Source organism: Corallincola luteus, from assembly GCF_004336975.1.
In the GTDB taxonomy this organism is placed as follows: Bacteria; Pseudomonadota; Gammaproteobacteria; order Enterobacterales; family Neiellaceae; genus Corallincola; species Corallincola holothuriorum.
In genome coordinates this window covers 724,107-735,966 of record NZ_SJXE01000001.1, presented here as the reverse complement: position 1 = coordinate 735,966, position 11,860 = coordinate 724,107, and the positions used below count along the sequence as shown (strand labels likewise).

General features: G+C 49.9%; 12 protein-coding genes. 4 read left to right on the top strand and 8 right to left on the bottom strand.

Going from position 1 to position 11,860, the window contains the following annotated elements:
• Positions 1-36: 36 nt before the first annotated feature.
• Entirely contained in the window at positions 37-1,386 is a 1,350-nt protein-coding gene (brnQ, locus tag EZV61_RS03175; RefSeq protein WP_114337257.1) for a branched-chain amino acid transport system II carrier protein, read from the bottom strand.
• Between the two features lie 256 nt (positions 1,387-1,642).
• Here brnQ and srmB point away from each other — a divergent pair, with 256 nt between their 5' ends.
• Genes srmB through EZV61_RS03155 form a run of 4 tightly spaced genes read left to right on the top strand, consistent with a single transcriptional unit; the run spans position 1,643 to position 5,385 of the window.
• Positions 1,643-2,941, top strand: a complete 1,299-nt coding sequence (srmB, locus tag EZV61_RS03170) for an ATP-dependent RNA helicase SrmB (protein ID WP_114337256.1) — start codon at positions 1,643-1,645, stop codon at positions 2,939-2,941.
• A gap of 23 nt (positions 2,942-2,964) precedes the next feature.
• Positions 2,965-4,008, top strand: a complete 1,044-nt coding sequence (dmeF, locus tag EZV61_RS03165; RefSeq protein WP_131414306.1) for a CDF family Co(II)/Ni(II) efflux transporter DmeF — start codon at positions 2,965-2,967, stop codon at positions 4,006-4,008.
• Between the two features lie 30 nt (positions 4,009-4,038).
• Complete coding sequence (locus EZV61_RS03160) at positions 4,039-4,482, top strand: hypothetical protein (protein ID WP_131414305.1); 444 nt, start codon at positions 4,039-4,041, stop codon at positions 4,480-4,482.
• 39 nt (positions 4,483-4,521) lie between these two features.
• Complete coding sequence (locus EZV61_RS03155; protein WP_131414304.1) at positions 4,522-5,385, top strand: MOSC domain-containing protein; 864 nt, start codon at positions 4,522-4,524, stop codon at positions 5,383-5,385.
• Between the two features lie 45 nt (positions 5,386-5,430).
• Here EZV61_RS03155 and EZV61_RS03150 read toward each other — a convergent pair whose 3' ends face one another.
• The 7 genes from EZV61_RS03150 to EZV61_RS03120 all read right to left on the bottom strand — a co-directional run bounded on the left by EZV61_RS03150 (position 5,431) and on the right by EZV61_RS03120 (position 11,724).
• The gene (locus tag EZV61_RS03150; protein WP_240695142.1) at positions 5,431-6,024 is read right to left on the bottom strand and encodes a class I SAM-dependent methyltransferase; all 594 of its coding nucleotides are present in this window, start codon (positions 6,022-6,024) and stop codon (positions 5,431-5,433) included.
• A gap of 141 nt (positions 6,025-6,165) precedes the next feature.
• The gene (locus EZV61_RS03145) at positions 6,166-6,435 is read right to left on the bottom strand and encodes a hypothetical protein (protein ID WP_114337251.1); all 270 of its coding nucleotides are present in this window, start codon (positions 6,433-6,435) and stop codon (positions 6,166-6,168) included.
• 177 nt (positions 6,436-6,612) lie between these two features.
• The gene (yaaA, locus tag EZV61_RS03140; protein ID WP_131414303.1) at positions 6,613-7,386 is read right to left on the bottom strand and encodes a peroxide stress protein YaaA; all 774 of its coding nucleotides are present in this window, start codon (positions 7,384-7,386) and stop codon (positions 6,613-6,615) included.
• A gap of 73 nt (positions 7,387-7,459) precedes the next feature.
• Positions 7,460-7,885, bottom strand: coding sequence for a tetratricopeptide repeat protein (locus EZV61_RS03135; RefSeq protein ID WP_131414302.1), 426 nt, complete (start codon positions 7,883-7,885; stop codon positions 7,460-7,462).
• A 177-nt stretch (positions 7,886-8,062) separates the two neighbouring features.
• Positions 8,063-9,484, bottom strand: coding sequence for an alanine/glycine:cation symporter family protein (locus tag EZV61_RS03130; RefSeq protein ID WP_131414301.1), 1,422 nt, complete (start codon positions 9,482-9,484; stop codon positions 8,063-8,065).
• Positions 9,485-9,525: 41 nt separating this feature from the next.
• Positions 9,526-10,047, bottom strand: coding sequence for an O-acetyl-ADP-ribose deacetylase (locus EZV61_RS03125; protein ID WP_131414300.1), 522 nt, complete (start codon positions 10,045-10,047; stop codon positions 9,526-9,528).
• 42 nt (positions 10,048-10,089) lie between these two features.
• The gene (locus EZV61_RS03120) at positions 10,090-11,724 is read right to left on the bottom strand and encodes a response regulator (protein WP_131414299.1); all 1,635 of its coding nucleotides are present in this window, start codon (positions 11,722-11,724) and stop codon (positions 10,090-10,092) included.
• Positions 11,725-11,860: the final 136 nt, after the last annotated feature.

The window sequence follows — 11,860 nt, the reverse complement described above, 5'->3', positions numbered from 1 at the left end:
TAGTTTAACTTTTTGATAAATTAATAAAATTATAAGTTACGAATCGCCATTATCCTGCACTGCCGAGGTTTCTGTAGGGGCTTCTTCTCGCGGCCCAATCACAGTTAACACCACCACCAACAACACCGGAACAACCCAACCTAAACCTAAATCGAACAGCGGCACACTATCCAACAACTCAATCCCTGGGATCTTATCGAGTATGCCAAGAAATCTTGCCGCGTCACACAAACCAAAGAGCAAAGCAAATACCGCAGCCCAACAAAACGTACGCGTCGGAGCCGGTAGCCATTTGGCTGACAAATTGAGTAATACCAAGACAATCGCCAATGGATACACAGCAAACAGCACTGGGATAAAAGCACCAATAAGTGCCGATAACCCGATATTGGCGACCAAGGTACAGATGGCGACTAAAACAAACAGCGTCGGACGGTAGGAAAGCTTTGGCCAGCGCTCAACAAAATACTCAGCACAGGCACTGGTGCCGCCAACAGCCGTTGTCAGACAGGCAAGCCCCACGACAAACGCCAGTACCAGTTGCCCACCCAAGCCCATCGATGCTGACATATAAAGGGTAAACACTTCACCGCCATTGGCAGCGCCTGGCGCCACACTATGGCTCGTTGCCCCCATGTAGAACAAGATGATGTAAACACAGGCTAAACCAATAGCGGCAATAGAGCCGCCTAAAATCAAACTGCTGTATTGATGACGTTGTGCTTCAACACCTTTGTCTTTCAAAGTATTAATAATCAATACGCCAAACAGCATGGCTGCCAGCAGATCCATGGTCATATAACCTTCAAGAAACCCTTTGGTAAACGGCGTCGCAACAAACTCACCCTGCCCCTCACCAATCGGTGCCAGTGGTGCGGTAAACACCACATAGCCAAGTACTGCAATCAATACCAACATCAACGGCGCAATAAATTTACCAATGCGATTGAGTAACTTGCTCGGATTTAACGCCAACCAGAAGGTCAAAGAGAAATAGCCAAGAGAGAAACCGGCCAATAAAAAATCTTGGTTCACTTCAGTGAAAAAAGGCTTAAACCCCATCTCAAAAGCAACCAAGGCCGTGCGGGGAATACCAAATCCTGGCACCATCACGATGTAAATCGCTAACGCCAACAGTAAACTTGCGCCCGCAGGCAAGTAACGGCCCAACTGGGCTAAACCACCTCTAGCAGCAGCCAGCGAGATCACTCCCAGTAGCGGTAAGCCAACGGCCGTGATCAAAAAGCCCAAGGTAGCAGGCAACACTTCGTGCCCCGCTTGCTGTCCCGCCATCGGCGGAAAGATCCAGTTTCCTGCCCCTAAGAAAAAGGCCAATAACATAAAACCTAAACCGAGCGTATCAGCGGTATTCAGTGGACGGGACAAGCGATTACCTCATTTAGATAATTCAAAACATGGTCGCCGTATTGCCTACACGGGCAAGCAAAAACCACCAAGCTTTAGTAACTAATTAACGAAAAACATTAACACGCTGACAAGCTTGCGCAAACCAAGGCTGCCATAAGTTAGGCCATTTTTTTCAAATCATGCTGTTTTTATTTACTTCACAGCCAGATAGCTGCTGCCGGTTGCCGCAGCCTGAGTTAGAATAGAGCTATTGTGCCGTAAAATATGACCAGCCATGACGCCAGATTTTGAATCCTTAGATATCGCTCCCGAACTGATCCGTGCCTTAGCGGAGTTAGGCCACTCTCGCCCAACCACAGTGCAGCAGGAGATGATCCCGTTCGCCTTAGATGATCGTGACGTGATGGCGTCCGCCCCAACAGGCACGGGGAAAACAGCGGCGTTCTTGTTACCGGCACTGCAGCATTTGATCGATTTTCCCCGCAGAAAACCCGGGCCGCCCCGAATTCTTGTCTTAGTGCCAACCCGAGAATTAGCCCAGCAAGTGCTGGATTACGCCATTACCCTGACCCAGTTTACTGAGCTGAAATGCGCTTCAATCACCGGCGGGGTCGAATATGAAAAACATGTCGGTACCTTGCACGGCAGTTGTGATCTGGTGGTCGCGACACCTGGGCGATTAATGGAGTATATCAACAGCGAAGTGTTTGATTGTCGTGCGGTTGAATGCCTGATCCTGGACGAGGCCGACCGCATGCTAGATATGGGCTTCATCGCTGAAATGGATCGCATCGCCGACGAGACCCGTTGGCGCAAGCAAACGTTGCTACTGTCAGCCACCTTGGAAGGCAAAGGTTTAGAGAAATTTGCCCGCGATGTGCTCAAAGAGCCAGCCTTGGTTCATTCCGAGCCTCCACGCCGCGAAGCCAATAAAATTGTGCAGTGGGTGCACCTAGCAGACAACCTTAAACATAAACAAGCGTTACTCGCATCCATCCTAACAAATGAAGAAACGCAACGTGCCATTGTCTTCGTTAAGACACGTGACCGCCTGATGGAGCTGTCTGCAGCCCTCGACAATGCCAATATTGTGCATAGTTGGATCCGTGGTGAAATGGCACAAGATCGACGGAACGAGGCACTGCAGAAATTCCGCGACGGCGATACTCATATATTGCTAGCCACCGATGTGGCCGCTCGCGGGCTGGATATCCCAGAGATCTCTCATGTCATCAACTATGACTTGCCACGCACCGCCGATATCTATGTCCACAGGATTGGTCGTACCGCACGGGCCGGACGCAAAGGGATCGCTGTCAGTCTGATTGAAGCCCACGACATGGCCAACTTGTCACGTATCGAGCGTTATACCGAGCAGCAGTTAAAACGTCGAACCATAAAAGGCTTGGCGCCACAAAACCGGGAAGCCCGACTGCCCGGTAAAGGGAAAGGCAAAGCCGGTAAGAAGAAGCTCACCGCCGTACAAGCTAAGCGCAAAGCCAAGAAGCAACTAAAACGCGCAGTAAAAAAGTCGGCAGCGAAGAGCAGTGCAGCTAAAACAACAGACTCTTAAAGCGTCTGCATTCACAGTGAGTTATGAACCAGAAAAACGTGGTACCAAGCTGCCCCAAACATAGATATCAGCCAGACCATACTCAGGGAGAAAAACGTACCTGGTATGTGCTTTGGCTGACGGCTGTCACTATGGTCATCGAGATCATCGCAGGCACCGTATATGGCTCGATGGCACTATTGGCCGATGGCTGGCACATGGCGACCCACGTTGCCGCCTTTGCTATCACGCTATTTACCTATCGCTATGCCACCCGCCATGCGCAAAACGCCACTTTCACCTTTGGTACAGGCAAGGTCAGCTCACTCGGTGGCTTTGCCAGTGCGGTCGCCCTCGCGGTGGTCGCACTATTTATGGCGATGGAATCGGTAGAAAGGCTCATATCTCCTTCCGAGATCCGTTTCAATGAAGCCATTGTTGTGGCCATTATCGGTCTGTCGGTCAACCTGTTAAGCGCCTGGCTATTGATGGGGGCAGGCGGCCACCACCATGGCCATGATCACCACGGGCATAACCATCATCATACTGAACATCATGCTCACAACGAGCATGCTCCTCATGGCCACGCCTCCCATAAAGAGCATCATCATGACCACAACTTACGTGCCGCTTACATGCATGTGCTGGCAGATGCGCTGACCTCAATAACAGCGATATTAGCGCTGCTGACAGGCAAATGGATGGGTTGGTACTGGATGGACCCCTTAATGGGGATTGTTGGTGCAGTTGTCATCAGCCGTTGGGCATTAGGGCTACTGAAACAAACCAGCGAAGTGTTGCTCGACCATGCCCCCAAAAAGGCTCGATGTGAGGCGATCGTAGAAGCACTGCACGCAGTAGAACAAACCCGCGTTACCGATCTGCATCTGTGGCAAACAGCGCCCAATCAATATGCCGCCGTCATCAGTCTAAGAAGCCATGCGGCAAACTCAATTGACGATTTCCGCGCTCGGCTCAAACCTTTTACTGAGATCAAACACCTCACCATAGAACTCGATGCTATCGTGGCCCCAGGTGACCATGGTGGTGAAAATAACCACTCACATTGTGCTTCACATAACCACTAACGATAACCAGCACATAGGGGAGTACTGGCAATGCAAGAACATGGGCAAGCACAATGTCACGCATTTGGTCAGGTTCTCTGGATCACCGTCGAAGGTAGTGTCAATCAGCTATTCTCGGAGAGTTATCGAGACAGAGTGATCGCGGCAGCATTACCCCTTGCTGGCAAGCCTTGGGTTCGCGTCACGGATATCCGGCACTGGCAACTTGGTGGCCCAGAGATTATGCCGGCGTTAAACGAGCTGATGCAGTGGTGTGAAACCCATGAGATGGCACACAGCATCAACATCGTGTCGCTAAAAAACCTGCAGGTACACCTGCTCGATAAGATGATGGCGGGTGTCAGTCGACATTCACAAAGACATGTGCTGCAATCACCAAAGCAAGCCATAGCGCAGTTAGCGACGCTCGGTTACCCACTAGAACCGAGCCAGGTGATGGCCGCCCTCTACCCTGGGTTACCTAATTTAGACTAACCTATGCCCCTGCATCGCCTTTATCAACGGAGTCTTGTCATGTCATGTGTGGTCACCCATCTGTATATCTATCCGGTGAAATCACTGGCTGGCATCTCTTTAACTGAAGCGCAGTTAAGCGTCGAAGGTTTGCAATATGATCGGCAGTGGATGCTGGTCGATAGCAAAGGGCGTTTCGTCACCCAGCGTCAATGTCCCGCCCTGGCAGCGATCAAAACAGCCATAGAACCAGAACAACTGCTCCTAAGTGCCGAAGGCCATGAACCATTCAGCATCCCCCTTAAGCGCACGACACACGTGCCGTTGCCGCTGATGGATGTCACTGTCTGGAAAGATCAGGTGGAAGCAACGGATGAAGGTGACTCAGTTTCGCAATGGTTAGCCAAGGTACTTGGTACACAATGGCCCCGCCCGTTACGCTTGGTTCGTTTCGCTGAGCAAGCCCAGCGACCGGTCAGTCAGAGCCACCTTCGCCAAGGGGAAAGTGCCAATACCCATTTCGCCGATGGTTATCCATACCTACTAGCTAATCAAGCGTCACTGGAGGTGTTCAACAATGTGCTGGCAGCACAAGGGTTACCAACAATACCGATGAGTCGTTTTCGTCCCAATATCATTGTCACCGGTTGGTCAGCCTTTCAGGAAAATCATGTCTCAGAGGTGAGCCATGATGACTACAGCTTGGCACTGCGCAAACCGTGCGAGCGCTGCCCAATGATCACGGTTGTTCAACAGTCAGGTAAGCGCCAAGAACCAACGGGACAGCCGCTACGCGCATTGACCGAGATGGCCACCCTAGGCGACGTAAAAGCAGGCGCATTTTTCGGCCAAAATGCGATATTGGTTGATGGTGTATCAAAAACAATCAAGGTCGGAGACCAATGGCAATATCAGGCAAAGTGACGCCTGACAATGGGGTTCATAATGAGTTAGGTCGGAGGTTCAGAGCTATTGCCTAAGCGTGCCGATCGCCTGCACTACGGCGCCTACACCATGATGATTAATACCTTCCACCACTTCGCGCTCCAGCTCTTCAAGGTGACTGAATGTCAGATTAGGCAACTCTTTAACTAACGTTTCCTTTGCTATCATCATCTCTGCAACAGGTGGTCCGCCTGTTTTATATGCCAATTGCGCTGGCCGATAGCCTTCAAGTAAAAAAACACCGTTAGGCTTAAGTGCACGTTCAATACGTTTGTACAGATCTTGCCTCAGCGCTGGTGGCAAATGGCAATAGATAGACACTATGCCATCCCATTGACTTTCTCCGAGCTCAAATGTGGCCAAATCTTCACAAATAAGTTCGATATCCACAGCGCTTTGTTCAGCCAATTTTTTAGCTTTCTCCAGGCCGACCGAAGAGATATCGACGGCCGTTGCCGCATACCCTTGCTTCGCCAGAAAAACGGCGTTTCGCCCTTCTCCTTCGGCCAGTAAAAGCACCCTGCCCATTGGAATGGCTTGATAGCGCTCCTTTAAAAAATCATTGGGCAATTTGCCATACACATACTGCTCAGTGGCATACTCTTGATCCCACATCATCACTCTCTTCTTCGATTTTCTAGCGGCAAACTGATGTCATCCCCTCGTTTAGCCCAGACATCGACAGGGCGGGAGAATAATCTTCCATTTGAACAACATACATCGACACTTTCTGCGGTTGCGCTCCTAGACTACCTCTATTCACTCAACCTGACTCACGGTAAATTGGCCATTTGGATCTCGCTTAACACGATATTTTCCAGCATTACATTTTACAACCCAGTCATTATCACCGGCACTTTTTACGTTAATGACTTGGTGACAAGAAAAACCCGCGCTGCGGATCGCCGCACGCAAGTCCCCACTCGCCACTTCTGAAGCGTTAGCAAAAAAAGCCACGATAAAGAGAATGATAAAAACAGCAGATGAAGTTACCGATTTTTGCATATTGTGAAGCTGAATATTTGGCATAATGAGAGTCTCCTGAGACTAAATGTCCAGATGAATGAAGTCAGTGAACGGATAACTCTAATGGTAGAAGCAAATTCGGCTCTGAGTGCGGCGAATACCCATGTCGCGGTCACATAGTTATGATGGCAAAACACAATATCCAAGACCTGTGGTTTGCCATCAAGATGAACGGCTTGCCTAAGTGTGATCGCGTTTAAATACCCACTGATATTCAGTGGAGTCTGGGCCCGAGAAGTAATACCCACCTTCGCCAAACAGCTTCAACTGCTCAGGGTCCTGGATCCTGTTTTGCAAAATATAGCGCGCCATCATGCCGCGGGCTTTTTTCGCGTAAAAGCTAATCACCTTGTATTGCCCATTTTTCAGATCTTTAAACACAGGTGTGACCACGTAGGCTTTCAGCGGCTTAAGTTTTACCGATTTAAAATATTCGTTAGAGGCTAGGTTAATCAACACCCTGTCGTTTTGTGCTGACAAGGCTTTGCTGAGTTGTTCGGTAATGATGTTGCCCCAAAACTGATACAGATTATTGCCTCTGGCGGTATCTAATTTGGTTCCCATCTCTAAGCGATAAGGCTGCATCAAATCGAGCGGTTTTAGTAAACCATACAACCCAGACAGAATGCGCAGGTGGTCCTGTGCCCAAGCAATGTCATCATCACTAAAACTGGTGGCATCCATCCCGTCATACACATCCCCTTTAAATGCTAGCAGGGCTTGCTTGGCATTCTCCGGAGTGAAATCCGGCTGCCACTCCTGAAAGCGGGCGGCATTCAATCCTGCCAGCTTATCGCTAATTTTCATTAACGAAGCGATCTGATCTGGCGTCAGCTGACGACAACGTTGGATCAACTCTTGTGAGTGTTCCAGCAGCTCTGGTTGTGAGTAGTAGTCGGTGATTGGCGGGGTTTCATAGTCCAGCGTTTTAGCTGGCGAAATAACAGCGAGCATCAGGCATTCCAGAGCAGAAAATCAAGCCCTGACTATATCATAGCGGCCTGCCGCGCCAAGTCCTTTGTGCTCTCTACGAGCGACTATTTAGCGCCACCAGCGCGGATTTCTTATCCAGTTTATCAAGTAAAAAATACGCTTTAGCGTCCCCCTGCTCCGATGCCTGAATAAGCAATGTGAAAGCCAGCGAGATATTCGTCTCCAAACCGCCTGCACCATGCAGATGATATAGCGCCAACGTGCGCTTAGCAGGCGCATAACCCTGCAGCGCTGCGCGCTGATACCAACCATAGGCGGTGTCAAAGTCAGACCAATGATAAAACTGATAACGCCCCATCCAGTATTGTGCTGCGGCATCACCACTCTCTAGGCGAGATCGGTTTTGTGCCAAGCAACTCTGATTCAAAGCCGCACATGGCACTTCAAAGTCGTTAGCAGAAACCGCTTCGGCGCTGATTAAAGGCAAAAAAAGGAGAAGGGAAAGCACTGTCCTTGTCATATTAAGCTCGCGTATCCGTTCACAAGATAATTTTAATATAGACGATCAGGAAAAAAGCGTTAGTTTTGGCTCTATTTCTGAGCCCCTCTGAATTAAAAGCTTGGGCATTAAAAAGGAGACTGGTCGTCTCCTTTCTTATCACATCGATCATTGCTCGATACCGCAGCGATAATCTAATTAGTTTTTATTTTCCCACACACCAGGAGCGATCTGCTTATCCAGCTCAGGAAATTGCTTGCGATCAAACGTTGGCACTTTGCCTTCGCGCTGTTGTTGATGGTAATCACGCGCCAAAGCGACCACGACTTTCGATAACAGCAAGATCGCGACCAAGTTAATAATCGCCATCAAGCCCATACTGGTGTCAGCCAAACTCCACACCAGATCGCTTTGCGCCAAGGCACCAAATACCACCATTCCCAACACAAATAAGCGGAACAAGTTCAAACCGGCAAGATGTTTATGTTCAAGAAACACCAAATTACTTTCAGCATAGGCATAGTTTGCCACGATCGAGGTAAAGGCAAAAAACAGCAAAGCCACGGCAACAAAACCCGCCCCCCAGTTACCAACCAACGAAGAGAGTGCCAGCTGGGTCAACTGCACACCACTCACACCATCAGCACCTGTGGTATCGGCAATCAAAATTACCGCTGCGGTCGCCGTGCATATCACCAACGTATCGATAAACACCCCTAACATCTGCACATAACCCTGAGATGCCGGATGCGGAGGATAAGGCTCTGCACTGGCAGCCGCATTAGGTGCGCTACCCATACCGGCCTCATTGGAGAACAAGCCGCGCTTGATACCGTTCATCATCGCTGCCATCACGGTATACCCCAATGCCCCGGCACCCGCTTCATGCCAGCCAAATGCACTACCTATGATGTTGCTAAGCACCCGTGGCATTTGATCAATATTAAACAGCACAACACCAAAGGCGATAATGATATAAGCCAACGCCATCACCGGAACGACCAACTCGGCAAACCGAGCGATAGTGCGCATGCCGCCAAAGACAATGAAACCCGCCAAAACAACCATCACCCCCGCACTGACGATTCGCGGCACCTCAAATGCTTGCTCCATCGCCTTGCTGATCTCGTGGGCTTGCACGGCGTTAAATACCAAACCAAAGCAGAGGATCAACGCGATGGCGAACAGTATTCCCATCCACCGCTTACCCAAGCCGGCTTCCATATAGTAGGCAGGACCACCACGATAGAGCCCCTGATCATCTTCCACCTTATAGACCTGAGCTAACGTCGATTCCGCAAAACTGGTGGCCATCCCAATCAATGCAATCAACCACATCCAAAAAACAGCACCCGGGCCACCAGCAATGATCGCCGTCGCGACGCCGGCTAAGTTACCCGTACCGACACGGGCTGCCAGACTCGTACATAACGCCTGAAATGATGAGATACCGTGGCTGCTGCTCTTGCGTGAATGGCGTAAAACGGTAAAAGTATGACCAAAGTGGCGAAACTGAATAAACCCTAAACGCACGGTAAAGAAAATACCTGTTCCGAGTAACAGATAGATCAACAGGTTTCCCCACAACACGCCGTTAATAAGGTTAATAAAATCCAGCATTTTTCCTCCATCAGCCACTGACTGATAATAAATGATCTAACTTATTCTGCGCCGCAGTCTGCCAGAACCCGGCTCATCACTTGCTGATCGTTGTCAGCAAAGGCAACCAGAAACACTTTTTCTGGCAAGCCAGCACCTTGTCGGCGGCACTGCTCAATGGTTTGGAGCGCCACCTGAGTTGCTTGCGCCAACGGATAACCATAGATGCCACAACTAATGGCAGGGAAACCAACGCTCTGCAGTCGGTGTTCGGCCGCCAATGCCATCGCTTGCCGATAGGTGCAGGCTAACAGTTCAGCTTCACCTCGCGTGCCGCCATGCCAAACCGGGCCAACGCAATGAATGATATAGCTAGCAGGCAAGTTAAAACCAGGGGTGATCTTTGCGTCACCAGCAGCGCAACCTCCCAACCGGCGACATACGGCCAGCAATTCAGGCCCTGCGGCACGATGAATAGCGCCATCAACGCCACCGCCCCCCAACAAACTGGGATTAGCGGCATTGACTATGGCATCAACGGTAAGCTTGGTGATATCTCCAGAGACTATCTGTATTGGAAGCATGGTGGTTTTGTTTACGGAAGAAATATAGCAAAGCGTAGCAGGTTAGCGCGGAGAACTGAGGACGCTCTCTAACTCCTTCTTGATGGCGTCATAGCGCTTGGCGTTATGCTCAGTCAAAGGCGATTGTTCAATCACAGATTTACAGCGCTTCCCTAGCGCCAAAACTTGTAGCCGAGAGAGCTTTGACGACCAGGCTTTGCTTAAGGCTTGTGCTAAGTTCAGCGCCAAGCTGGCGCTGTGAGGCATCATATCAAATGCCTCGATGAAGCAATCCAATGCTTCGCCATACGCACCAATCTGATAGAGCTCCATGCCATCACTATTGAGCTGACGGATCTTGTCATTGAATACCCGCTGCCGCTGTGACTCTCGCTCAACAATCACCCCGAGCGTAGCCGCAGAGAGTTCATCATCGGACTTCATCTGCGCTATCTGCGACATCACCTCTTCCGCTTGCTCCGGTTCTCCAGCCCCAAACAAGGCTTTGGCCTTATCTAACTGATCTTCAATATTGTGTAAAGGCTCTGCAATAAGCTGCGGATCCAGCAACACACGAGCGGTTTCGATATCGCCTTTCAACACACTGATACGGGAATTCAAAATCTGATTTTGCGAATCAAGCAACTCACTGTTGAAGCGGCGGCAGGTATCACGTAGCACGTCCTGTGCGCGATTCACGCAACGCACAGCCACTAAATCATTACTCTCGATCGCCAGATCGACCAGGCAGCGGGCGTAATTAAGGTGATGAAGTGGTGTTTCGTGCACCGAATGCCGGATCCCTTCAACAATTTTCTTATGCGCTTTAACCGCCATCTCTAGCTGATCATTCGCCATCGCTAAATGGGCAATAGCACGTTGACGTTCAATGTTTCTCGGCGAGAGTTTACTGGCTTCGACAAAAAACTCCTGTGCTGCTTCCAGCTGCTTCGCCCTGATAGCTACCCGTCCAAGCCAATCAAACGATTCTACCCGCACTTCGGCTCGCTCTAATAAAGCCTCAAACATCAATTTAGCTTCGCGGATCTGGCCTAAATGAAAGCGCGTGATCGCTAAGCCGAGCATCGCCCAAGGGTGGTCACGTTCACTCAGCACTTCCGCATACAGGTCAAACGCCCGCTGATAGTGGCCTAATTTAACCAACAGCTCACCGCGCATGCGCATGGCAAAGAGCTTATGCTCTGGCACATTTTTCACAGCAAGGTAGCACTGCTCTGCTGCATCTTCGAGGTTCTCATCACGCAGCGCTTGGTAAACTGAAGCTAATGAATGCTTTTTGATAAATGCACGGGCAAGGCGGCGCCCTAAACTGACGTAGCTAAACGGTTTAATCAGGTAGTCATCAGGTTGTAGTTCGATCACCCCATGTACCACCTGGCGGCGATTTTCAGCACTGATCAAAATAAACAGACTTTCCGGCTGGATCAGCGCCCGTTGCTTCAGCTCTTCAAACAACTGATAACCGTCTTTGCCATCACCGAGATTGTAATCGCACAAGACAATATCAAACGGACGGGTTTCACACAGTGCCAGGGCACGCTCACCATTAGCGGCGGTTTGAATATCTTCACAGCCCAAGGTTTGTAGCATCCCTTTGATGGCTGTACGGATTGGTGCGCAGTCATCTACCACCAACAAACGCTGGCGTTTATAAAACTGGTTTGCTACTGCACTCATGCATCCCCATCAATGGCACAACTCAAGCCATTTAAAGCGTAAACGCCCAGGTAATTTAGCATCACCTGATTCTAATCATCCGCCGACAAGTCTATCCAGTTAATCAGATTAACGACACCGATATCATCACACCTTT